Raw genomic sequence first — 23,270 nt, forward strand, 5'->3', positions numbered from 1 at the left:
TAACAACAAAGGTCACACTATGATGAATATCACTCTTGTTGCGCCAAGTTTGTCATCCGTTGACATGCTACTCGACCTCGTTGAGGAGCTTTTTGAATACGAAGTTCTACCCCAGAAAATCGAACAAACTAACCAAGCAATCCACCAGCTAATCAGTAATCCAGAACTCGGCCAGGCCTGGCTTATTGAAATTGAACAAGACGGTGAGAAACTAATTGCCGGTCATATCATTATCAGCTATAGCTTCAGCCTGGAGCACGGTGGACGAATCGGCTTGATTGACCAGTTCTACCTCAAGCCAGAATGGCGACAGCAAGGCATAGGTACCGATCTGATGCCACAAATCGAATACCACGTCACCCAAGCAGGCCTCCACGCTTTATCGCTGGAAGTGAATATAGGTAATGCCGCTGCCAGAAGTTTTTATGAAAAACACGGATTCGTTCCCCGTCGTCAATTCTGCATGATGACCAAGGTTATCAAACCTGAAGAAATGCCGCTGAACATCGCTTCCTAGCTAACCTACGACGCAAGATCGGCAAAAGACGTTATAACGTCCATCCAGTTTCTGTCTGGCCCACAGCTTGTGGGCCTTATCACTTCAAAACCTGCACCTATTCTCGACCTGATGTACCTATTCCACCTGATGTACCGATACCGTAAAGTAAACCTATAGCTGAAAAATAACTGGCTATCGCCATAGGCCTCTGATTTCGGTTACACTCCAAGCCTGTATTTGATGACCGGCCCACAGTGTGACGTCGATAAATTTGTAGCCTATGTATACCCTCCGCCCTTACCAACAAGATAGTGTCAAAGCGACAATTCATTACTTTCGCAAAAACAGTACCCCTGCGGTGTTGGCCTTGCCTACCGGCGCAGGTAAAAGCCTGGTCGTAGCTGAATTAGCCCGGATTGCCCGAGGGCGGGTACTGGTGCTCACCCATGTTAAAGAGCTCGTTGAACAGAACCACAGCAAATATGAAAGTTACGGACTCAAGGCTTCTATCTTTTCTGCCGGATTAGGCCGGAAAGAGACTGACCGCCAGGTTGTATTTGCTTCTGTACAATCGATGGTCAACAGCCTGGATCAATTTGCCAATGAGTTTTCGCTGCTGGTTATCGATGAGTGCCACCGAGTTCCTGATGATGAAAACAGTGCGTACCGCCGTGTGATCAGCCATCTGCAAACGATCAATCCAAGTATAAAGATCCTTGGTTTAACGGCCACCCCTTACAGGCTGGGGATGGGATGGATTTACAAATACCACACCCGTGGACAGGTGCGAACCGAGCAAGACAGGTTCTTCCGTGACTGTATTTTCGAACTGCCAATCCGTTATCTGTTGGATGAAAACTTCCTGACAGAGCCCAAGATTATGGATATGGCGGTAATTGGCTATGACTTCTCTAGCCTAAAACCAGCTTCAACCGGAAAATACCGCGAAGCAGACTTAGATAGCGTGATCGAAAAATCCGGCCGGGCAACCCCGATGATCATCGAACAGGTTATCGACTATGCAAAAGATCGCCGGGGTGTGATGATTTTTGCCTCAACCGTCAACCACGCCCAAGAAATCATGGGCTACCTCGCCGGGGAAAACGCGGCCTTGGTGGTTGGGGATACTCCGCTGGACGAGCGTGACAGCATCATCGAAGCGTTCAAACGACAGGAGATCAAGTACCTGGTTAACGTATCAGTGCTAACAACCGGCTTTGACGCCCCGCATGTGGATCTCATTGCTATCCTTCGTCCTACCGAGTCAATTAGCCTGTACCAGCAAATCGTCGGCCGAGGCCTTCGCCTGTTTGAAGGTAAGAAAGATTGCCTGGTTCTGGAGTATGCCGGGAACTGCTACGATTTATACCAGCCTGAAGTTGGCGATCCCAAGCCAGACAGCGACAGTGAAGTGATTATGGTTCCCTGCCCTGCCTGCGGGTTTAAAAACAGCTTTTGGGGCAAACTCGATCCGGCGGGTTTCCTAATCGAACATTATGGTCGACGCTGCCAGGGTTACTTTGAAGATGAAGATGGTGAACGGGAAGAATGCGGCTACCGCTTCAGAGCGAAATACTGTGAAGAATGTGGTGCAGATAATGACATTGCAGCCCGTCGTTGCCATGTGTGCGACGCCGTGATGGTTGACCCGGACAAAAAGCTTCGTGATGCGCTGAAACTGAAAGATGCCATGATCATGAAATGTACCGACCTTCGTCTCGAGCCGGGCAAGAACAAGTTCGGCAAACCACAACTGAAAGTCATCTATATCAGTGATGAAGGTTCTGAAATCAGTGAAGTCTGGTCTCTTTCAACCAAAAGCCAAAAAGAAAACTTCCTGAAAAAATTCATTAACCCTCACCTGGTGGATCGCCATCGCCCTTTTACCGATACCGCCCCGACGAAAGTGGCTAATAACGAACACCGGCTACGACCACCGGAGATTGTTATTGCCCGTAAAAATGGCCGCTTCTGGGCTATCAGGGACAAGCTGTTCGATATTGACCAGTATAAAAAAAGCTAAGCGATTTTCATGCATGCTGGTATAAGAACCAAAAAACCAAGCGCTCAAATATCATACAGCACGAGACGATAACACCTTAATTGCTGGAAATATAAGTAATTAGCACATTATCCAGTGATTTTTCCTTGCCGGTTCAGCATTACGGTGTTAGTATCCGCGCTCGATTTAGGACATTGAGTAAGGTCGCGTTACTCATTAGTCCGATTTAACTAACTTAAAGAGTATTTAAGATGAAATTTGAAGCAGTAGTACGTACTGACCTAGGTAAAGGTGCGAGCCGCCGTCTACGTCACGCAAACCAGTTCCCAGCAATCGTTTACGGTGGCGAAGAAGCTCCAGTATCTATCGCTCTGAACCACGATGACGTGATCAACCAGATGGACAAGCCTGAGTTCTACGAAGCAATCACTCTAGTGATCGACGGTAAAGAAGTTAAGGTTAAGCCGCAAGACATCCAACGTCACGCGTACAAGCCAAAAGTTGAGCACATGGACTTCAAACGCATCTAATTGCGAGTTCATACTCTTCAAAAAAGCGCCTTTAAGGCGCTTTTTTTTCGCTTCATCATCCGAAAAACACTATCTATTCGTCACAATCTACTCATCAAACAAAGACTGCTGGGCTCCAAGCTCTTTTTTCTTCTGTTCAGAGGATTGCGAAACATACTGCTGTTTACGCTTCATCCTCAGATATCGCTGGCGACATAAACGAAGTGTATTACGCTGCTGATCAGCCGTCATCGCCTGCCAATTAAAACGCTCTTCCCTGCTGCGCATACAACCTTTGCAATAACCACGCTCATTAACCTGACAAACGCCGATACACGGGCTAGGAATCGAAAAAAACTCAAGCTGTTCCATTCACTTCCTCCCTATCTATTAGATAATAATATCAAAACAATCCCAATACTGGTCAGCGAGCAAAATTATTAATACTTTTAGGGCGTGTTTATCCAAATAATACCAATCGGGATAAGTAATGGCTCAGATTCTGACGCTGTAATAGGCGATTTTAACCAGCAAGGATGATCATATACTTATGCTAATTGGCATAAACATAACGCTTGAATATTCAGTTTACTTGCGAATCCATGCTGCATTTGATACCGTTTTTTTTGGTTATCAGGAATGATAGTTTGAATAATTATCTGCGTAGTATGTTTCTTAGCGCAAGTTACATCACTACGCTTCACAGGAGGGAACCATGGATTTTTTCGTCCCAGCGGCATCAAGCAATCAGCAGGCTGAATCAGTTTTTTCATCAATAGCCAAACACATCTCAGCGCCAGATCAATCTCAACGTGTTTATAAATTAGAATGGCAACATGAAGGCCAAACGTGCTATTGCGAAATCGGTAAGCCTTTACCTACAGTATTTCGTACTGACGAAATAGTATTGGCTATATTCGACTGTGGAGACGTCTACAAAATTTGTACACCAAATCGCGGAGCCATTAAGTTTGCTCCGATCCATACGATCAAGTCCGCGGTGACTAATGTTGAGTATTTCGACTGATCACCCTAGATCATCAGCGATCAAAAAAACGCGCTTCTTAGCGCGTTTTATATTAATCAGTTTGGTATTAGAACAAGCCTAACTGCGGTGCAGTGATCTCATCAAAATATTTACCGATAAATGGCAAAATACCATCTGCGACAGGTTTTAACTGCTTTTCAATATAATGGCTGTAATCTACCGAACTTTGCAGTGCTTCTTTCGGCTCAGGTCCATTAACTGTAATGAGGTATTCTATCCAGCCACCATTCTGATACTGAAGTGACCTGCCCAACTTCTGATTTACTTCATCAGCCATCCGCGCAGCACGAACATGAGGTGGAACATTTTTCTGATACTCAGACAAATTACGCCGTAACCGCTTGCGGTAAACCAACTTATCATCAAACATTCCGGCATTGGCCTTCGCTACATATTCCCGAACATATTCCTCAACATCCTGCCCATGAAATACCTTGTAATATAGCGCCTTCTGAAACTCCTGAGCCAACTGGGTCCAATCTGTTCGTACCGTCTCCAACCCTTTAAATACAATTTCTTCGTCATCACCGCGCTTAACTAAACCGGCATAACGTTTCTTACTGCCAGTTTCCTGGCCCCGGATCGTAGGCATCAGGAATTTGTGATAATGGGTTTCATACTCCAGTTCAAGTGCGGACTCCAAACCATATTCATTTTTTAAATGTTCACACCACCACTGGTTTATGTAAGCCACCAATTCATTACCAATCCGGTTTGCATCTTCAGCTGAAAAACTGGCATTCAGGGATACAAAAGTAGAGTCAGTATCTCCGTAAATCACCTCGTACCCTTTTGTCTCAATCAGCTCTCGTGTCGTTTTCATGATCTCATGGCCGCGCATTGTTATTGATGAAGCCAGACGGTGATCAAAAAAACGGCATCCGGATGATCCCAGCACACCATAAAATGAATTCATGATGATTTTAATTGCCTGGGAAAATGCTTTTTCGCCATCGCGCTTGGCCTGATCTCGTGCAGCCCATAGCTCCTCGATCATTTTCGGTAAGAAATGCTTCTGACGATGGAAACGGCCGCCACGAAAACCGGCTATCGCCTGCTCATCACCTCTCCCTTCTTCAAGCAATAAACCTTCCACCAGCCCCATAGGATCAATCCGAAACGAACGAATAATCGAGGGGTACAGCGATTTAAAATCCAAAACAAGTACCGAATCATATAAACCGGGTTTTGAATCCATAACGTAGCCACCGGGGCTGGCTATCCAGTTTTCACTGTCTAGGTTTGGGGCTACATATCCCGCACGATGTAGCTGCGGTAAATACAAATTAGTAAATGCAGCAACCGACCCTCCGACTCGATCCAGCTCAACTCCTGTCAAACGGCTACGCTCAATGGCAAAATCAAGCAAATGTGTATGCGCAAAAATACGCGAAACCAGTTTACAATCTTGCAGGTTATATCGTGCCAACGAAAGTTTGTCGTAACGGAACATCTGGTTGATTTCATCCATACGGTCATGGATATTGTGGATCTGCTTTCCTTCTCCGAGCAGCTCTTGCGACACTGATTCAAGTGACCAGGAACGAAAGTTATAAGTCGCCGTCTTCAGAGTATCAATACCATCGAGAACAACTCGCCCGGGTATTGTTATGAATCCCTGATTAGGATTTTGCGACGACTGGCGCCAGTGAGGTCTCTGTTTCCCGCGAGCGAGCCGCAAGCTAAGCTTGTTACATTCCGCTCGCTTGAGCAATAAACGGAAATCAAAATCTACCACGTTCCAGCCGATAACAATGTCGGGATCAAACTGGATAAACCAAGTTTCCAGGGCCAGCAATAACGCTTTCTCCGATTCCACCCACTGAATCCACATTTCCTGCCGTTCATCTTCCTTCGGCTCACCAACCATGATAACTCGGCTGTCCATCTCGCTATGCAAGCCTACTGAATACAAGATGCCCTTTTCAGAACACTCAATATCAAGCGATACCACCGATAACTTTGGCAGATAATCAGCGGATTTCGCCTTCACCTGAGTAAACTCGATATAACCTGATTTGGACTGGCTAATACCGGTAAAAGCAATACCACCGCGAATAAAACGCTCCATCAGATAACGATCCGCCAGCCGGATATCGGATTCATAGGTTTCGATACCCTCAGCACGCAATAGCGTCGCCACTTGCAAGCTATCACGAACCGTTTGGCAATAACAGGCATGCATTGACTGATGCTGAAAACTCTTGAGCGGCAGAGGCCGCCAGATAACGGGAACATTAGCAGTGCGCAATATGCGCTCGGCTTGAAGCTGATCGTCACTGGAGATAAAACAAACCGGTTTGTCATCCTGAATTGTCAGTCGACATGGCCCCTGTTCGGTTTTCACCCACAGCACGAGCTCAGTTTGACCGCGAACATCCCGGCTTTGTCTTGTCAGGACAAAGCCGGTCGATTGAGTTTGCCCTTTAGATTGACTCTGCAATGATACCTCGGCTTAGTTACAACAATATCTGAGGCCGCCAAATAAGCTTCCTCAAACAGATTAACCTATTTTACGTTCAATCTTTTCGAATTCAGAAACTATCCAGCCTCCAAACGACTCGATCATAAACAATGACGCTTTTTTCGGTACCTGATTACCAGCTGCCAAAATAAACAGACGTTCAATTTCTAATTCTTTGTCTGGATAATATTTCAGGAATATTTCCGCACCCTGCTCAACGGACAATGCCAATGTTTGCTCCCGGTGCATAACCAAAGAAAAACAAGTCCACAGCATTTTCCTGGCGATATGTTCACAATACTCCAAGTAATTTTGCATTACTTTGGTTGACATAATTTTCTTACGATATATCTGCAGTTCTTCTTTGATATCACCATTTAGTGACTTAGCAATATCCCAACTGGCCTCAAAACATCCAAAACGCGTCGACAAATCATCGCCATAAAGGCAAATACAGCAATGCTTAAGCCAAAAGCCCCAAGTGAAGATCGATTCTAACGACAGTACCTCTTCCATTGCCCCAATCTTAAAATCAACTGCCGTCACGGCAGGATGACGTGAAGCAACCCGAAAACGCACGGTACTCAGTACCGATTGTTCAGAAGCATTAAGTGGACGCTGAACAATAACTGTCAGGTTCAAATCTGACTTACCTGGCCGGGCCTGCCGACGGGCAACGCTACCGTGCACATAAATACTGTGTAGCGCTTTCCCCAATCCGGCTTTGATCAGCTTTACAGCATCAAGCAAAGCAGGCAAATATTCTTGTTGAAAAGGCATTTCGCCATCAAGTACGGGCAGTGCTCTCGCCACACGTTTTTCCTTCAGCTAGTTGTACCATAATCTATCAATGTCAGGATCTACCTGTACTATTCATTCTAACAAATCCTTCCTTTGCAACGCTAACCTTCAGAAGATAATTGATAATATTGATTACATGCACACCTTATATCCATCACTGTAATGATATCTATTAATTATTAACTAATACAGCCAGTAATACGTCACTTACAAGCCAATCCTCGCCAATAAAATGACTTATTGTGAAATTAGTTATTATTTTTTAATTATTTATATAAATATAGCTCCAACTAATATATTCTCTGCACCTAATTAACTAAATTCGCTTGTTTTCTGTTCATAATGAAAAATTCTCATACTGTGACAGTGCTATTTTTTTCTCTTACACTTGGTATTATCTTAGATATTGCCTGGGTGAAACATACAACAAATCAAAATACGGAAAGCTCTATTTCCTATTTAATCACCAGTATGGAAAAAACACTAAAACAAGTTGAAAACCGACTATTAGAATTAAACAAAAACTATTCTCCATGTAGTGTTGAAAGTAGACAGCAGCTTGAAAAAATAATCTTTGATTCTAGCGTTATTCAGGAAATCACTTACATTGAAAATAATCACGTTATTTGCAGTGATCGTGACCTTTCTGTGTTTTCTTCTGTTGAATCTAAACACTCAAACCATGTTGACAAGACTAACAATTACATCATCTATCGCGCTACCAGCGAGCTTCGAAATGTCGAAGGAATCTTTTTTATGGTTCCTACTAATAACGGCTGGTATCAAGTGCTATTCAATGCCCGCTATATGGACTTTTGGATTAAAGAGCTTGCTGAACATCACGACATCTTTGCTTGTATTGTTAGTAAGAATGATGAGCACTTATCCAGTTGTGACAAAACACAAACCAATCACAACATATACTCAGCTTCTCAGCACTCCGAAAAATATCCTTTTTATGCAATTGGCGGATATACCAATAAAATATTTATTCAAGTATGGTTCAATCAACTACCATATGCTGCGCTTATTATTAGTCTTTATCTGATTAGCATTTTACTAATTAATTCATATTTAAACTGGCAGCATTCACTTTTAACGGATATTCAACGAGGCATAGATAAAAAAGAATTTTTTGCATTTTATCAACCTATCGTAGACGCCAAAACGGGTATATGGCACGGTGCCGAGTTACTTGTAAGGTGGCATCACCCTAAAGCAGGCATAATTTCACCAGCAGAATTTATACCAGCGGCAGAGCAATCCGGGTTAATCAAAGACATCACGTTGCAGTTACTTGAGCGTGCAGCATATGAAAAAAGGGAAATCAATGAGTTGTCACCTAACAGCTATATTTCAGCCAATGTCACTGCATCTATGATTGCCAATACCCACTATGTTGAAACGTTAATCCGACTAATAAAAAAATATCCCGCTTTGCAGCAACATGTCGTGCTGGAATTTACTGAACGCGAGACGTTTTCGAATACCGAATTAGATCTATTACTATCCGGCATGGAAAGGTTAAGACAAGTTGGTGTACGTTGGGCGCTCGATGACTTTGGTACAGGCTATGCCGGACTCTCTACCCTGCAAACACTGAGTTTCGATATTTTAAAAATTGACCGCACATTCGTTGCTTCTTCCGTAACAGATGCAGTAACGCATTCAATTCTCGGGAACATTGCAGAAATGGGCCATGAACTGAAATGCTCGCTTGTAGCCGAAGGTGTCGAAACAGCCGAAGAAGCAGAACATGTGGCTCAGCTAGGAATTCAATTGTGCCAGGGATTCTACTTCGCTAAACCTATGCCGTTTGTCGACTATTTTGCCGAACTCGAAAATCGACTTCTACCAAGCAAAACTCAGCCAGCAGAACTCAATGAAAACCTTGGTATTCAACAGTAACCATGATAATTTCTCGTTTTCTTTATTTCGAATAAGAGCGTGATTTATGCCAAAAGCAAGTGAGATTAAAAAAGGCGCAGCCGTTGAGTACAACGGCAAGTTACTTCTTGTAAAAGATATTGATGTTCAGAGCCCAAGTGCCCGTGGTGCATCAACGCTATACAAAATGCGCTTTACTGACGTGGCAACCGGCCTAAAAGTTGAAGAGCGCTTTAAAGGCGATGATATCCTGGATTCTGTTGATCTATCACGCCGCATTGCTACTTTCTCTTACATTGATGGCGACGAGTATATCTTCATGGACAGTGAAGACTATACACAGTACACCTTCAACAAAAGCGACATCGAAGAAGAGCTGCTTTTCATCACTGAAGATATCAAAGGCCTTATTGTCCTGGCTGTAGATGAAAAAGCCATTGGCCTTGAACTACCCGCTTCCGTTGAAATGGTTATCGAAGAAACTGATCCGTCTATCAAAGGCGCTTCAGCATCTGCACGCACCAAACCGGCTCGCTTCGCGACCGGCCTGACCATTCAGGTGCCTGAATATATTTCAACCGGTGAAAAAGTGAAGATCAACATTCAGGAACGTCGCTTCATGAGCCGTGCTGACTAACGGTTAAGCTAATCTGAGGGATGCAATTCGTTGTATCCCTTTTAACGGTCTCCTCTACTATCCTCTTTTCTTCTTCTCTCCATAACACTTCACACTCACCCACTCTGTTATTTTAGTGACAATTACCATTTTGCAATTCGATAGGTATAATGGCGATTCACTCAACACCAGAGATTTATGTAGTTCATGGAAACATCAAACCTGATTTCTTACGACGACGTCATTGATGCGGCATACGATATTTTTCTAGAAATGGCCGCTGACAGCCTAGAGCCTGCAGACGTGATTCTTTTTACGGCTCAATTCGAAGACCGTGGTGCAGCAGAGCTTGTCGAGACTAAAGACGACTGGGCTGACCATGTAGGTTTTGATGTCGACAAAGAGGTTTTCGCCGAGGTACGGATCGGCCTGGTTAACGAAGAAAATGATGAGCTAGACGATATATTTGCTCGTATGCTGGTTAGCCGCGACCCGGAAAATAAATTCTGCCACATTCTTTGGAAGCGCGACTGAGCGATAACCTGAAGCACAATATAAAAGGCGAAGCATTTTCTCCGCCTTTTATTTACACCCACACTAAACCAGTATGGGGGTGTCCTGTCGGTAACTTCTTCTGACCCATAGCAAACTCAGTACCACCAATATTGCCATAACAACCATAACCACACCCAAGCTATATTGGTCTTCAGCTCGCATCAACGATGCCGCCAGCGTCGCCAAGCCAGCCCCCAAATTCTGAAGCCCACCAAGCACTGCACCAGCCGTACCGGCATGATGAGGAAACGGCTGAATTGCTGCAGTAGTTGCTGCTGGGAACAAAATTCCAGCTCCGATGAAATAAATAAATGCCCCACCAATCAACGAACTAACCGTTACAAGCCCTGCTAACCCCGGAATGAAAATAGTCAGCGCACCGATAGCTATTGATAGCACGCCCAGCATCATAACGCGTCCATTACCTAGCTGTTTTATAAGCAATGAAGACAACCATGAACCGGCCAGATAACCAGGTAATGGCAGCACAAACAACCAACTTACCGTTGTTGGATCCAACTTCAATACGCTACCCAATAATACACCAGCAGCAGCTTCAAACACGGCAATACCGGCAAATGTTGCAATCAAGCAAAGGACGTAACCTTGAAAACGGCGATTACCCAACACATACCCATAACTGACGAAAACTCGCTCATTGCGACGTCTTTCCGCAGGCAAAGTTTCGGTAAACATAAACATCATAGCCAAAGTAACCAGCGCGCCGAAAACCAGCAGGAAACGATAGCTCGCCTGCCAGTCAAAAGTTGCCGACAGATAGCCTCCCAATACCGGAGCAATCAACGGTGAAAAAATCACTCCCATACTTACAAGGCTGTTGGCCCGGTGTAAATCAGCACCGTCATAACAATCACGAGTTACAGTACGACACATAGCACCGCTACATCCTGTCCCCAGGCCCTGTACGAAACTGGCCAGCAGGAACCACTCAAAAGTCGGCGCAAGCAAAGCTGCAACAGTGCCAGCCAGAAATATCACCATACCGATAATGATCACCGGGCGGCGACCAATACGATCCGATAACGGGCCGTAAACAAATTGAGATAATCCATACGGGATAAGGTAAGCGGCCATCACTGCCTGCAGATAAGATGACTTAACGGAAAAATACTCCGACATCACAGGAATAGAAGGCACATACATCGTCTGCGTCATTTGGCCAACCGCAGCCAGAATGATTATTAAAAATAACAGCTTTGCCATATTGGCAGTAGAAGATTGCTGAGCCACAACCTGCTCCCTCATCACAGAATAAAATAATGAAAACTTACCGTATATTAAGAACTAACACCCAGAAACAGAGCATTCCTCTAGGTAAGAGGAAATACATGATAGTATGCAAGGGTATTTGGAAAATAGAAGACTCAACCACTATGTGGTGTGCGGAGATAGTAAGCTTGAAGATATGCTTACGCAAGGAATGAATGTGATTTTACGCACGAAACTTTGTTATGAATTGCATTAGCAAAACTTATGCATTTCGAGGGGTTATCAATTACCAGCAATCCATACTAGGCCAGTACAGTTAAAGGGAAATATTTACAGGCGACGATAGCCGGGATTCAATGGCTTCAATACAAAGCCTGACTAACAGCGGCATTGAATTATTGAAAGCGTGAATCGCATACACAGAATTAGGGGCTAAATAACTACCAGGGATCACTTCCCGCAATAATCCTGCATGTTCACGCTGATGAAAAATGAATTCAGGCACAATACCCAAACCGGCCCCCGCCTCAATCAAAGCAACTGTAGTCGGCAACGATTCAGCAAAACGAGTAGGATGCATCATTAATGTCACAGGCTCCGTCCGTGACGAATGATAAAGATGATGGATCACATATTTTCCCTGCCAGACATTAGCCACATAATCACAAGCACTCAGCCCATCAGTTAACTCATCAGAAAAAACAAACTCGTCATCAAACTTATCAAGGTAACCTGATGAGCTGCACAGCACATCGCGAAATTGCCCGATTCGCCGCTGTCGGTAACTACCGGATACAGAATCACCGACACGGATCGCCAGATCTATCCCGTGCTCAATAAGGTCAATCCGGCCATCTTCGGCAACCAAGTGAGGAATAATAGCCGGGTAGACCGAGACCAGCTCCCCTATCGCTGGCGCCACAATACTTCCCATTAAAGCATGAGGAGCAGTAATTGTTACCGAACCTGTAGGCGTTAACTGACTCTCCCTAGCCCCTTCCCACGCCTCTTGGGCAAGCTGGTTCATTTGCTGGCATTTTTCATAAAAAGCCGTACCAGCCGGTGTTAGTGTTTGCCGACGCGTAGTCCTGTTCAGAAGTACAATACCAAGTTCTTGTTCCAGCACTTTCAGGTGCTGACTAATCACTGATTTCGATAGACTAAGCTCTTCAGCCGCGGCACTGATTGAGCCTCGCTCGACAACTTTTGCAAACACAGCCATGTGGCGGAGGTAATTCATAGTATTGTTCAGTTTTATTAAACAGTATTTACATAATACTCTATTTTTCGTTGCTAATATGTTTTTGACCCAAACACGTCCAGTGACAAAAAAGATGGCTTCAATGGCAATTGATACCAAACTGAAGCATTCAAAAATGGCATACAGCAATGGGAATATGCGCTTAATCAACAAGATGCAACAGGCTGTGCAGAACAATATTCAGACAATGCGGTGATCCACGCACGGCCTTTTGGCACCATTCAAGGACAGAATGCGGCTCGTGCCTTAGGGCAAAAGAGGATTGATTCAGGCTATCGGAATGTTGAGTATCAAAATACTCATTCTTTACTCAGAATGGACAATGAACAAAGCTATTGGTGTTGTTCATAAAAAAACCCGCAATTGCGGGTTTTTTTATGATTAGTCAAAATTGAAACGGTGTTTACCGCGACTAGCCTTTGCTCTTAGGTAACTTTCATTACCATCTTTGATATAAGCCTTAGTACCCACAACTTCAGAGATCGTAATACCTAATGCTTCCAGCTCGTGGATCTTCTTAGGGTTATTCGTGATCAGGCGGATCTCATTCAAGCCAAGTGCTTTAAGCATCAATGCTGCTTCAGTAAAATCACGTAAATCATCACCGAAGCCCAAGTGGTTATTTGCTTCATAGGTGTTCATACCCTGGCTTTGCAACTCATAAGCATCAATTTTGTTGTACAGGCCAATTCCACGACCTTCCTGACGCAGATAGAGCAAAACGCCGCCCAGCTCGCCCATCTTGTTTATCGTTTCATCCAGCTGCTCACCACAGTCACAACGAGAAGAATGGAAAACATCGCCAGTTAGACACTCAGAATGCATGCGAACCAGTGGTGGCGCAGACCTTTTGTCTGCGTCTTGAAAAACCAGAGCAACATGCTCTTTGCCAGATTCAAGACCATTGAATGAAAGCAAATCTGCCGGTATGTCACTATTCAAGCCAACTTTAAAAGGCACTCGCGCCCTTACATTTACCATGATGTTCCTAAGTATTTCTGAATTGCTGTTACGGGAAAAATAAACAAACAGTCTATCCGATATGAAATTGAGGAAAGTTCAGATCTTAGCTGTAACCCCATAAAAGCAAATTATCGCCACATAACACCCAACCATCATAAGACTTTGATTTTAAAGAATTGATTGAGAATTGAGCATTCCTCTTTTATTACTTAGATGATATCTAAAATTATTACACTAAAACAGCACTACATCACCCATCGTCACTATCAAAAGAGACGGGATGTTGCTGTACGAGCTATTGCAAGCAGTATAATTGTTATAATATAACAATTATACCTTTTTCACATTATGCACCAAGTCACACAATATAAAACGTTTGTCCCGACAATAAAAACAGTAAATTACATAAACTCACTATTTGTAGTAACTATTCAAGGCGATAATGCCGTTCTAATTTTGAATGAAGAAAACAACATACTGAAAGCAATGTAAATAAAATTACTCCCCCCATGATCATTGACATCCGCAACCAGTCATCACCCATCATGATTCTAGCCTCCAACATCTGGTAAGTAATCATCATCCAAATGATTGCAGCTATAACCAGACAGCCTTGTACAATTTTTACAATCAAAGCTCTTCGCACCAACAAGATCAGAGGAAATGCTACCAATGCACCAAACAATAACATATTGCCCATACGCAAATAGTGAGCCGCAAGTAACCAAAAGCTAAGTACGACAGGTACTAATAACCCAACGATTCCATTACTTTTTGCCATCTTTGCCCATTTACAAAACCATAAATTGCAATATGTATACACCTTATATACAGTAAAAGCCAGCTTAGGGAACACTCCCCTAACTGGCTTATAGAAATGGCTTCACCATTGTGCTCCTGCTAGGAGCTTAATTCACAACGAAGATGTTAAATACGGAAGAAGGCAATAACCTTGTTCAGCGCTTCAGTCTGTTGAAGCTGATTGTTAATCTGAGACTGGATTTTACTAAGACCCGTTGCATTCTCATCAGCAATTGTCTTGATTCTAAGGATATTAGCGTTGATATCTTCAGCAACAGTTGACTGCTCTGTCGCGCCAACAGACACTTGCGTATTCATATCAGTAATAACAGAAATAGCATCAACAATATTGTTATAGGCCACACCAGAACGACGGGAAAGCTCTACAACTTTGTCACTTTGATCTGTTGATGTCTTCATAACATCAACAACGTCAGACGCACCATTTTGAATTGCTTCAGTGATCACCGTAATATCTTCAATCGAATCCTGAGTTTTTTGTGCCAAGCTTCTCACTTCATCTGCAACAACAGCAAAACCTCGGCCTTGCTCACCAGCACGAGCCGCCTCGATCGCAGCGTTCAAAGCCAGCAAGTTAGTTTGATCGGCAATACCGCGAATCACACCAAGAATATTACCAATGTTGTTCGTGTCTTCATTCAGCTTATTCACAACATTTGAAGCAGTTGTCATTGCATCAGACAACGTGTTCATCGCTTCTGTTGTATTTTGAACAACGTCATTACCCGTCTGAGCTGCACTCGCGGCATGTTCACTTTGATCCGATGCCTGGTTTGCATTTGCGGAGATTTGCGTTGCCGCAACTGTCATTTCATTAATCGCAGTCGCAATATTTTCAGTTTCGCTCTGCTGCAATTGAACTGAATGACTTGATTCAGTCACCGATCCTTCTATTGCGCCACTAGACTCTGTCAGCACACCAGACAAGTTTTTTAGCTGACCAATAATATTGCGCAATGAGTCAGAGGATTGATTAAGTGCCTGGTTTAAGGTCGTAAATTCATCACTACCCTTTAATTCAATATGATGAGTTAGGTTACCTTGAGCGATTTGTTGCGCAAATCGTACAGACTGTGCCAAAGGATGCATTATTGATTGCACTAACCATACGCTCAAACCGCCACTTAACATAACGGCAAAAATAATTGCGCCGTAAGTCATCATTTCTAACTGACTTTGTACTGACTTAGCATAGGCCAGTTCATTCTTAATTAGTGAGTAGGCTTGCTCTGATGCAGTATTCGCATTCGTCAGAATATGCTGACCGGCCGCATCCATTGATGTGACATCATTAATAGTTGCAGAAAACAGACCTTGATATGTATCGAACTGCTTATCCAGTAATTGAAGATACTGCTGTGTTTGTTCTGACAGCATAACTGCTTGCAAGTCAACGATAACGGATTGAAGTTCGGAAATACGCATCATAATATCGTCGGCTTTATTTTTAGTTGGATGCTCGTTATACATCCAAATATTTACCCTTAAATTATTAAATTTATCTTTCAGGGATTTAGCTGCACGATAACGGTTAAACTCCTCAAAATCATTTTGATTGGCAGAGTAATATGTTTCAACTGATGATAATACTTTGTCGATCGTATCCGAAAACTCTTTCGCCGCATTTAAAAAATCCTTCCGAACTTTAATGTTATTTTGCTTTGCTTTGACGAAATCAGAAAAGCTACGGTTAAACCTTTGAATCGATTCAATAATACCGTCTACCTGTTGACGATTTTCTTTCACTTCCATCAACTGCTTTGTTTGCTCTAAAGCAGCAAGTGCAGATTGAACTGAACGGCTTACAGTATCACGGAACTCTGGCTTTTCTTGCACCATAAAATCAGCCTGAGCCAAACGCGCCAGAAACAATTTGGTATCAGCTTCCTTCAAACCAAGAACTATCGTTGTTTGTAGCTCTTGCTTATCCATATTATTGTTTGAAAATAAACCAAAACATAAGATCACAACGGCTAAAGAAATTAACGCGCCATACAATTTTTGCTTCACTGTTAAATTGTTCATATTAAGAATCAACGTACTAATATTTATACAGAATCAATAGCCAACAAGAGAATATAGAGCAACTATCATTCACTTATAATGAAAAACGATACAAAAATGTATATAAAAAGTGATTTCTGCCTAGTAATCAGACAGAGCATCATCTTTTATAAGGAATATCAAACAGAACACTTATTCAAGACTGACCATATCGAAATTATATATCCACCCATAATCAACCTGTAGATTATAAAGGCAAATAATATATATAAACTTATTTAGCGACGTGGATGATAGTTCGCTAAAACTATTTTAAGGCAAACTTCAATTAACATGATAAAATAAGATTTACCCTTATATATCCTAAGACTTTTTCTTATTTCCAACTAATTGATTTCATATGTTTCGTCAATAAAGCCATTTAAACTTCACTATACAGTTACTCGAATCTCGAATAATGTGCAGCTGGTATCCCCCCCCTTATCGGACATGCGTTAAGCAACAAAAGCCACATCCTTCATAAACAGCAACATAACGATTCCTTGGTATCAACCTCATCTTGCCTTTGGATAGGTGCTGATTTAATCAACCTCGCCTTTTTTGTCTAACTTCATTTGTTATTTCTTTAAAAAGCTCTAAAATTGCACGGTTTACTATTTCTGGCCTGATCTTGAGCACAGCTCTCAGGGCGGAATTTATCTATTCAGTCATACAGCATCTGGCGCTGTAGTTGGCGCAGTAAAGGAAACAACATGATTCAAGTAGTAGGGCACAAAAACCCTGATAGTGATAGCATTTGCGCAGCACTTGTTTGCGCTGAACTTCTAAAAGCACGTGGCCTGGAAGCTAAGGCTGTACGTCAAGGTGATCTAAACCGTGAAACTCAGCACATCCTGGCTCAGGCTGGTGTTGAGCAGCCTGAAATGTGCACTGGTGTTACTGGTCAGAACATCTGGCTGGTGGATTTCTCTGATCTGGCTCAGGGTCCGGATGACATCGCTGACGCTGAAATCGCAGGTATTGTTGACCACCACCGCCTGGGTGATGTGACCACTACTAACCCACTTGAAGCGTGGATCTGGCCTGTAGGTTGTACCTGTACCATCCTGTTCAACCTGTTCAAGATGGAAAATGCAGAAATCACTCGCCCTCTTGCGATTCTAATGATGTCTGCAATCCTGAGTGACACTGTTGGTTTCGCTTCTCCAACTTGTACTCAAAAAGATAAAGATGCAGTAGCTGAACTGGCTCAAATCGCTGACGTTCAGGATCTTGATGCATTCATCAAAGATCTGCTAATCGCAAAAACTGACATCGCAGGTCTAACTGCTTCTGAACTTGTTGAAAAAGATCTTAAAGCTTACCCATTCAACAACCGTGACGTTGTTGTTGGCCAAATCGAGCTTGCAACTCTTGAGCAAGTTGACAGCATGATTGACGAGCTAAATGCTGATCTTCAGCGTCGTTGCGACGAAGAAGGCCTTGCAATGGCTGCACTAATGCTGACAGACATCACTACAAGCACAACTCGCCTACTATACAAAGGTGAGTGGAACGCAACTCTAGATCAGTTCGCAGACAATGGCGTACTGATGATGGAAAACACGCTAAGCCGTAAGAAACAAGGCTGGCCGTGGCTACAAAAGGTACTTGCGTAATAACCGTACGCAATTACTAAGTTCAAATAAACGCCAGCATACTGGCGTTTTTTTCTTTTATCGGTGATATCTATATCATCCGACGCGATTTCTTCAACGCAGTCATCTCATTGAGTATTTCTGAAAAATGCTCTACAAAATGTCGACCAACAACCTTACCTTCCCTATAGTCAATTTCAAGATCATCCTTATCACTCAACAATGCCCGGCTCTTTAATCCCCGTTCAGGAGCAATCTGAATCACTTTAAAGTCATCGGGTGGATTGAGCAAAAAACTATTCATTTCATCATAAGTTCTATAATACCGGTTGAGCATTTCAAGGATTTCAGCACTCTTTCCTTTACCGGTAATCGACAGGAACCGCTCAATATTATCAGCCGACAATAATCGCCAATTACTATTTTTTGACTGTTCAATACTCTTAGCCAGTTCATCAACTTTCGGTTCTGGTTCCTTCTCATTCCGAATAAATTTCCACTGCTCAAAGCGTTGGATCAGCTCTGAATGGATAGCCTTAACCTTATCCAGAGACTGGTTAAGGCTCAAACGTTCAATATATTCAGGCAAGACTGTTTCAATTTTCTCTCGCCAATCATAAAGTACCCCAGAATCATCATCATGACCCGGTACAGGTTCTGTCCGAACCACCACCACCAGGTCAGCACCACGAAGCCAGGCTTCTCGAACCGGAACGGCAGCACTCACACCACCATCCACCCATTCAAGATCACGCAAATTAACCGGATGATTGTAAATTACCGGAATTGCGCATGATGCACGCAATACATCTTGCCAATCACTTTGATACATTGGCAGATAAATATCCTGGAGAGTATCTTTGCGTGTTGCGCATGCCAGTGCAGTACGATGTCTCAACACAAGCCTTGCCGTCGCAAAATCAAGTTGCAATGAGCCACCAGGTGCAACGCTTTCCAACGCCCAATCCAGATTCATCGGTTTTTGTTTACTCAGATATTTATATAGATTAAAAAATTCATTATCAGTGGTGTAATTGACAATGAAGTTATATCCGAACTGATGCTGCCGGCTGATAAAAGAAGAAAGGTTTAATGCCCCGGCAGATGTACCGACGTATAGTTCAAATGGGTCAAAGCCGGCCTCAAGAAAGGCATCAAAGACACCTGCGGTAAAAATCCCTCGTTGCCCGCCCCCCTGAACAACCAAGGCGATTTTCAGCTTGCTTGCCCCCAATAAACGTGTTGAGAAGGCATTAACATGCTGTAAATCTGATTCATTTAAACTAAACGGCAAGTGATTTAGCATACTTTACTCACAACAAAGAATCCGAAAATTCACTGTCGACAGCATACCATCCTTAGCTTGACCGTACCGGAACCAAAACGGAATAAACACCAAAACCTGTTATATTAACAAGTTAAGCCGTAACTGAAATAATTCCAAAGGTCATTAATACCGTCAACGTCACAACCGCAGTAAACACAGCTAATTTCAGATCACGCTCCATAATAATACCCCTATCAATACCAATGTTTTAACATATTATTAACCACATATTAGGTGGAGTTCAAGTTTCTGACTATTAAAAAAGCACCGTATTCAGATTGCTGTCACAATTAAAGTTACGTTGAATCAGAGGAATAGAGGCCAGCAATGAAGCTACCAATAGTCATAACACTCATTGGAACCACCCTAACAACCTTCGTTTCATCCCCGTCACATGCAAGTAACACTCTCCATTTTACTCCGTATTTCGGCTACAGTTTTTCTGGTCAAATCACTGATGATAATGGCAATAAAATTCGTATTGAGGATGATCCTCACCTTGCGTTTAGTTTAGATACCGATTTTGAGACAGGCCGTATTGGCCTGTTCATCAGCCACCAACCAAATGAAGCCCGAGATATTCAAGGTGACGGCTCCTTCACCTACTTTCAATTCCAAAGCTCAATTCGCTATGACACCAGCCCTAGTTTTGATGCTTATTTCGGGGGCAGTCTGGGGACCACAATTGTAGAATCCGATTGGAGCAATGATGACCTGCTTTTTTCCGGTGGATTCTTCGGCGGAGCCGAATATAAGATAAATAACAACACTAAGCTTGTTTTTGAGGGCCGTTGGCTGGCAAACCTTATCGACAGCAATACAACAGCTATTTGTCAGCTCCCTACCGGTGATGAAACATGTAAAATCAAGATTGATTCAGACTGGATCAGTCAGTTTCAAACGAATATCGGTGTTAGCTTTTCGTTTTGAACTATTACTCTAAAGGCCACATTATCTGGCCTTTCCCTAAATCACTAAGCTAAACGGCCATCTTTTGGTGGATTTTTAGCCGCATTTACGCAGCAGTAAAAATAAAATTTCCAGCTAATTAACAATCACTCTTCGCTATATCCTTCTGGCTTATTGCTTTTTCTACTCTGTTTTGTCACTACGAAACCAACCCCACACAAACATTAACACCAACAAATCAAACCATTAACAAAGTTACAGTCTATTGCTTTACATTTTGACTCTAGCTAATCTCAAGTCATTAACGTGGTTTTTCAGCCTAAATCCCACGTTTCAGGACGAAATAAATTAGCATAATTGACTTAGAACTCTTTGTTTCATAGAGAATTGCAGTACATAAGGAGATGTTTATGAAACGCGAACAATGGGGCTCCCGCGCTGGGTTTATCCTGGCCGCTGTAGGCTCCGCGATTGGATTGGGAAACATATGGCGTTTCCCGTATATGGCTTATGAAAACGGTGGTGGCGCATTTTTTATTCCTTACCTTTTTGCCATGTTAACTGCCGGTATTCCATTTATGGTTATGGAATTCAGCTTAGGCCATAAGCTCCGCGGTGCTGCACCCCGAACCTTTTCTAAAATAGGTATCAAATTGGAGTGGCTCGGTTGGTTTCAGGTATTCATTGCTGCCATCATCGCAGTTTACTATGTCGCCGTCATTGGCTGGGCAATTTCATACTTCAGCTATTCATTTACCCAATCCTGGGGAAGTGATACCAATGGCTTCTTCTTTAGTGAATACCTTCAGCTAGGAGAAAACTCCCCAACCAAGCTTGGCAGTCTTCAGCTTCACATCGCGATTCCTATGCTTCTTGCATGGGGAATCACTTTTGCTGCGATATTTGGCGGTGTTAAGGGCGGTATAGAGCGCGCTAATAAAATTCTGATGCCATTGCTGTTCATTATGGTTATGGGTTTAATCACCCGCATCGTATTCCTGCCTGGCGCGCTGGATGGCTTAAACTATCTGTTCCAGCCTGATTTCAGCAAGATCCTCGATGCGAAAGTCTGGTCGGCGGCCTATGGGCAAATATTCTTCACCCTGAGTGTTGGCTTTGCCATTATGATTGCGTACTCCAGCTATTTACCTGAAAAATCAGACATCAATAACAATGCGTTCATGACAGTTCTGATTAACTGCGGATTCTCGATTACTGCTGGTGTGCTTATCTTCGGTGTGCTTGGGTACATGGCCCAAGAACAAGCCAAACCGATTACAGACGTGGTGTCCGCGGGAGTTGGCCTGGCATTTGTGACCATCCCAGCCGCAATAAACTTGTTACCAGCGCCATATATCCTGGGCCCATTGTTCTTCCTTGCTTTGGTGGTTGCCGGCTTAAGCTCGCACATTTCAATTATTGAAGCCGTAACATCGGCGTTAATCGATAAACTCAACTGGTCACGTAAAAAAACAGCATCAATTGTATGTGGTGTCGGTTTTCTCGTCTCCTTGGCGTTCGCAACCAACGGCGGCTTACTGCTGCTAGATCTTATTGACTACTTTATTAACAATGTCGCATTGCTAACCAGTTGCCTAATCGAACTACTGATTATTGGCTGGCTGTTCAAAGCTGCAGATGTTCGTAACTATGCAAATAACATCTCGGAATTTAGTATTGGAAAATGGTTCGAACTTTGTATTCGCTTCCTTAGTCCGGCCATGCTAGCTCTTATCTTGGGTACCAACCTGCTCAATACCTTTAAAGAAGGTTATGGCGGCTATGCCATGTCAGATCTACTTTTACTTGGCTGGGGACTGGTTGCGGCAATGTTCGTTGTTGCAGTCATCATCAACCTAATATCAAAACCGCAAAAACACCAGGAGGCATAACTATGACATTCGGCGCAATTATCATGATGGTGTTTGGCTTTGGTATTACATGGGGGGGTGCGGCATACTGCATCTACCTTGCTATGAAGCAGCAAAACCGATAGCCAATAGACTTCTACCCTACTAACCGACAAAGAGGCTCTTCTGAGCCTCTTTTTAATCAACTTAATCAAGTATTACCTCACAAACTTTGTTAATCACCAGTCATTCCCGCAAAGAATCATTTTCCCTACCGCAATCATGACGTTACAATCGATTAGTAAACCTTACAAGAATAACAATCAAGGAAAGTCAATGAAGTTACCTGTTATCTTACTCTCTCTTGCGTTACTGCCTGTGTCGGTATCCGCAGCAACCACCTGTCAAAGCGATAAATACCACCAATATGTGGATGCTTCGCTTGCATGGTATGAAAGCCTGGTTGAGTTGGCAGTCAAGAAAGATAAAAACCTTGAGGAAGTTGGCAAATGGTTTCTTAATGGTCGAAAACATCATTTCGAATTAAACCGAGAAGCCGTTGATTGGTATCTTGAGAACGACAAGGACAAACTTGACTTGTCACAATCTGTAGAGTCATGGCTGAAGTTAACTCAGCAAGATATAAAAGCCCTCTCTCAGCAAGATGATAAACTGGGCCATACCGCAAAAAAAGCATTTGATGATCGTCAAAGTAAGCCTCACGCAAAAAACTACACACTACGCAGCGCATTTGCCGATCTCCTTACTCATCCCGGTGACATTGATAAACCATTAAATGCTTATAACGAAAAAATGACCGCTATCGCCGCCATTAAATGTAAATAAGCTCACGCCGGGAACGTTGTCGCTTTCCCGGCAGTTCTAT

The 23,270-nt window shown here is 43.1% G+C and carries 22 protein-coding genes; 12 read left to right on the forward strand and 10 right to left on the reverse strand.

Features of this window, described 5'->3' with window-relative positions; all coding sequences use genetic code 11:
• The first annotated feature begins 19 nt into the window (after window positions 1–19).
• The 3 genes from Q0852_RS06110 (at window position 20) to rplY (ending at window position 3,031) form a co-directional block, all read left to right on the forward strand.
• Window positions 20–517 carry a GNAT family N-acetyltransferase gene (locus tag Q0852_RS06110; protein ID WP_299015333.1) on the forward strand — a complete coding sequence of 166 codons (498 nt, stop codon included), beginning with the start codon at window positions 20–22 and terminating at the stop codon, window positions 515–517.
• 262 nt (window positions 518–779) lie between these two features.
• The gene (locus tag Q0852_RS06115) at window positions 780–2,522 is read left to right on the forward strand and encodes a DEAD/DEAH box helicase (protein ID WP_299015336.1); all 1,743 of its coding nucleotides are present in this window, start codon (window positions 780–782) and stop codon (window positions 2,520–2,522) included.
• Between the two features lie 230 nt (window positions 2,523–2,752).
• Window positions 2,753–3,031, forward strand: coding sequence for a 50S ribosomal protein L25 (gene rplY, locus Q0852_RS06120; RefSeq protein ID WP_299015339.1), 279 nt, complete (start codon window positions 2,753–2,755; stop codon window positions 3,029–3,031).
• An 87-nt stretch (window positions 3,032–3,118) separates the two neighbouring features.
• Here rplY and Q0852_RS06125 read toward each other — a convergent pair whose 3' ends face one another.
• Window positions 3,119–3,382 (reverse strand): DUF1289 domain-containing protein, encoded by a 264-nt coding sequence (locus Q0852_RS06125; RefSeq protein WP_299015341.1) that lies wholly within the window; start codon window positions 3,380–3,382, stop codon window positions 3,119–3,121.
• Window positions 3,383–3,725: 343 nt separating this feature from the next.
• Here Q0852_RS06125 and Q0852_RS06130 point away from each other — a divergent pair, with 343 nt between their 5' ends.
• Window positions 3,726–4,037, forward strand: coding sequence for a hypothetical protein (locus tag Q0852_RS06130; RefSeq protein WP_299015344.1), 312 nt, complete (start codon window positions 3,726–3,728; stop codon window positions 4,035–4,037).
• A 67-nt stretch (window positions 4,038–4,104) separates the two neighbouring features.
• On the opposite strand, the gene Q0852_RS06135 is transcribed toward Q0852_RS06130, so the two are convergent.
• On the reverse strand, window positions 4,105–6,501 hold the full coding sequence (locus Q0852_RS06135; RefSeq protein ID WP_299015346.1) for a DNA polymerase II: 2,397 nt from the start codon (window positions 6,499–6,501) through the stop codon (window positions 4,105–4,107).
• 60 nt (window positions 6,502–6,561) lie between these two features.
• Window positions 6,562–7,335 (reverse strand): nucleotidyltransferase domain-containing protein, encoded by a 774-nt coding sequence (locus Q0852_RS06140; protein ID WP_299015349.1) that lies wholly within the window; start codon window positions 7,333–7,335, stop codon window positions 6,562–6,564.
• 330 nt (window positions 7,336–7,665) lie between these two features.
• On the opposite strand from Q0852_RS06140, the gene Q0852_RS06145 reads away from it, so the two are divergent.
• From Q0852_RS06145 to Q0852_RS06155, 3 genes are all read left to right on the forward strand, one after another.
• Window positions 7,666–9,231 (forward strand): EAL domain-containing protein, encoded by a 1,566-nt coding sequence (locus tag Q0852_RS06145; RefSeq protein ID WP_299015352.1) that lies wholly within the window; start codon window positions 7,666–7,668, stop codon window positions 9,229–9,231.
• A 46-nt stretch (window positions 9,232–9,277) separates the two neighbouring features.
• Window positions 9,278–9,847 (forward strand): elongation factor P-like protein YeiP, encoded by a 570-nt coding sequence (yeiP, locus tag Q0852_RS06150; protein WP_299015354.1) that lies wholly within the window; start codon window positions 9,278–9,280, stop codon window positions 9,845–9,847.
• Between the two features lie 186 nt (window positions 9,848–10,033).
• The gene (locus tag Q0852_RS06155) at window positions 10,034–10,360 is read left to right on the forward strand and encodes an HI1450 family dsDNA-mimic protein (RefSeq protein ID WP_299015357.1); all 327 of its coding nucleotides are present in this window, start codon (window positions 10,034–10,036) and stop codon (window positions 10,358–10,360) included.
• Between the two features lie 63 nt (window positions 10,361–10,423).
• On the opposite strand, the gene emrD is transcribed toward Q0852_RS06155, so the two are convergent.
• From emrD to Q0852_RS06180, 5 genes are all read right to left on the reverse strand, one after another.
• Window positions 10,424–11,605: a multidrug efflux MFS transporter EmrD gene (gene emrD / locus Q0852_RS06160; protein ID WP_367278110.1), complete on the reverse strand. Its 1,182-nt coding sequence runs from the start codon at window positions 11,603–11,605 to the stop codon at window positions 10,424–10,426.
• A 322-nt stretch (window positions 11,606–11,927) separates the two neighbouring features.
• Window positions 11,928–12,851 (reverse strand): LysR family transcriptional regulator, encoded by a 924-nt coding sequence (locus Q0852_RS06165; RefSeq protein WP_299015358.1) that lies wholly within the window; start codon window positions 12,849–12,851, stop codon window positions 11,928–11,930.
• A 402-nt stretch (window positions 12,852–13,253) separates the two neighbouring features.
• Window positions 13,254–13,853 (reverse strand): GTP cyclohydrolase II, encoded by a 600-nt coding sequence (gene ribA / locus Q0852_RS06170; RefSeq protein ID WP_299015360.1) that lies wholly within the window; start codon window positions 13,851–13,853, stop codon window positions 13,254–13,256.
• Between the two features lie 409 nt (window positions 13,854–14,262).
• Window positions 14,263–14,616 carry a hypothetical protein gene (locus Q0852_RS06175; RefSeq protein WP_299015363.1) on the reverse strand — a complete coding sequence of 118 codons (354 nt, stop codon included), beginning with the start codon at window positions 14,614–14,616 and terminating at the stop codon, window positions 14,263–14,265.
• Window positions 14,617–14,762: 146 nt separating this feature from the next.
• On the reverse strand, window positions 14,763–16,682 hold the full coding sequence (locus Q0852_RS06180; protein ID WP_299015366.1) for a methyl-accepting chemotaxis protein: 1,920 nt from the start codon (window positions 16,680–16,682) through the stop codon (window positions 14,763–14,765).
• A 731-nt stretch (window positions 16,683–17,413) separates the two neighbouring features.
• On the opposite strand from Q0852_RS06180, the gene Q0852_RS06185 reads away from it, so the two are divergent.
• A complete protein-coding gene (locus tag Q0852_RS06185) occupies window positions 17,414–18,319 on the forward strand; it encodes a manganese-dependent inorganic pyrophosphatase (RefSeq protein ID WP_299015369.1) in 906 nt (301 codons plus the stop codon).
• A gap of 70 nt (window positions 18,320–18,389) precedes the next feature.
• On the opposite strand, the gene Q0852_RS06190 is transcribed toward Q0852_RS06185, so the two are convergent.
• Both Q0852_RS06190 and Q0852_RS23950 read right to left on the reverse strand, forming a co-directional pair.
• Entirely contained in the window at window positions 18,390–19,604 is a 1,215-nt protein-coding gene (locus Q0852_RS06190; protein WP_299015372.1) for a patatin family protein, read from the reverse strand.
• Window positions 19,605–19,716: 112 nt separating this feature from the next.
• Window positions 19,717–19,806, reverse strand: a complete 90-nt coding sequence (locus tag Q0852_RS23950) for a YnhF family membrane protein (protein ID WP_367278109.1) — start codon at window positions 19,804–19,806, stop codon at window positions 19,717–19,719.
• 146 nt (window positions 19,807–19,952) lie between these two features.
• Between Q0852_RS23950 and Q0852_RS06195 the strand changes: the two genes are divergently transcribed.
• From Q0852_RS06195 to Q0852_RS06210, 4 genes are all read left to right on the forward strand, one after another.
• Complete coding sequence (locus Q0852_RS06195; protein ID WP_299015375.1) at window positions 19,953–20,555, forward strand: hypothetical protein; 603 nt, start codon at window positions 19,953–19,955, stop codon at window positions 20,553–20,555.
• A 389-nt stretch (window positions 20,556–20,944) separates the two neighbouring features.
• A complete protein-coding gene (locus tag Q0852_RS06200) occupies window positions 20,945–22,426 on the forward strand; it encodes a sodium-dependent transporter (protein ID WP_299015378.1) in 1,482 nt (493 codons plus the stop codon).
• Between the two features lie 2 nt (window positions 22,427–22,428).
• Window positions 22,429–22,530, forward strand: coding sequence for a MetS family NSS transporter small subunit (locus Q0852_RS06205; protein ID WP_299015381.1), 102 nt, complete (start codon window positions 22,429–22,431; stop codon window positions 22,528–22,530).
• Between the two features lie 190 nt (window positions 22,531–22,720).
• A complete protein-coding gene (locus tag Q0852_RS06210) occupies window positions 22,721–23,230 on the forward strand; it encodes a hypothetical protein (protein WP_299015384.1) in 510 nt (169 codons plus the stop codon).
• Window positions 23,231–23,270: the final 40 nt, after the last annotated feature.

This window comes from uncultured Photobacterium sp., assembly GCF_947502415.1.
In the GTDB taxonomy this organism is placed as follows: Bacteria; Pseudomonadota; Gammaproteobacteria; order Enterobacterales; family Vibrionaceae; genus Photobacterium.

Coding starts and splice junctions, on each gene's coding strand:
- Q0852_RS06190 (WP_299015372.1), bottom strand. CDS start 19,604: ATGCTAAATCACTTGCCGTTTAGTTTAAATGAATCAGATTTACAGCAT.
- Q0852_RS06125 (WP_299015341.1), bottom strand. CDS start 3,382: ATGGAACAGCTTGAGTTTTTTTCGATTCCTAGCCCGTGTATCGGCGTT.
- Q0852_RS06210 (WP_299015384.1), top strand. CDS start 22,721: ATGAAGTTACCTGTTATCTTACTCTCTCTTGCGTTACTGCCTGTGTCG.
- Q0852_RS06115 (WP_299015336.1), top strand. CDS start 780: ATGTATACCCTCCGCCCTTACCAACAAGATAGTGTCAAAGCGACAATT.
- Q0852_RS06195 (WP_299015375.1), top strand. CDS start 19,953: ATGAAGCTACCAATAGTCATAACACTCATTGGAACCACCCTAACAACC.
- Q0852_RS06165 (WP_299015358.1), bottom strand. CDS start 12,851: ATGAATTACCTCCGCCACATGGCTGTGTTTGCAAAAGTTGTCGAGCGA.
- Q0852_RS06180 (WP_299015366.1), bottom strand. CDS start 16,682: ATGAACAATTTAACAGTGAAGCAAAAATTGTATGGCGCGTTAATTTCT.
- rplY (WP_299015339.1), top strand. CDS start 2,753: ATGAAATTTGAAGCAGTAGTACGTACTGACCTAGGTAAAGGTGCGAGC.
- Q0852_RS06185 (WP_299015369.1), top strand. CDS start 17,414: ATGATTCAAGTAGTAGGGCACAAAAACCCTGATAGTGATAGCATTTGC.
- Q0852_RS06200 (WP_299015378.1), top strand. CDS start 20,945: ATGAAACGCGAACAATGGGGCTCCCGCGCTGGGTTTATCCTGGCCGCT.
- yeiP (WP_299015354.1), top strand. CDS start 9,278: ATGCCAAAAGCAAGTGAGATTAAAAAAGGCGCAGCCGTTGAGTACAAC.
- Q0852_RS06130 (WP_299015344.1), top strand. CDS start 3,726: ATGGATTTTTTCGTCCCAGCGGCATCAAGCAATCAGCAGGCTGAATCA.
- Q0852_RS06145 (WP_299015352.1), top strand. CDS start 7,666: ATGAAAAATTCTCATACTGTGACAGTGCTATTTTTTTCTCTTACACTT.
- Q0852_RS23950 (WP_367278109.1), bottom strand. CDS start 19,806: ATGGAGCGTGATCTGAAATTAGCTGTGTTTACTGCGGTTGTGACGTTG.
- Q0852_RS06155 (WP_299015357.1), top strand. CDS start 10,034: ATGGAAACATCAAACCTGATTTCTTACGACGACGTCATTGATGCGGCA.
- Q0852_RS06110 (WP_299015333.1), top strand. CDS start 20: ATGATGAATATCACTCTTGTTGCGCCAAGTTTGTCATCCGTTGACATG.
- Q0852_RS06205 (WP_299015381.1), top strand. CDS start 22,429: ATGACATTCGGCGCAATTATCATGATGGTGTTTGGCTTTGGTATTACA.
- emrD (WP_367278110.1), bottom strand. CDS start 11,605: ATGGCAAAGCTGTTATTTTTAATAATCATTCTGGCTGCGGTTGGCCAA.
- Q0852_RS06175 (WP_299015363.1), bottom strand. CDS start 14,616: ATGGCAAAAAGTAATGGAATCGTTGGGTTATTAGTACCTGTCGTACTT.
- ribA (WP_299015360.1), bottom strand. CDS start 13,853: ATGGTAAATGTAAGGGCGCGAGTGCCTTTTAAAGTTGGCTTGAATAGT.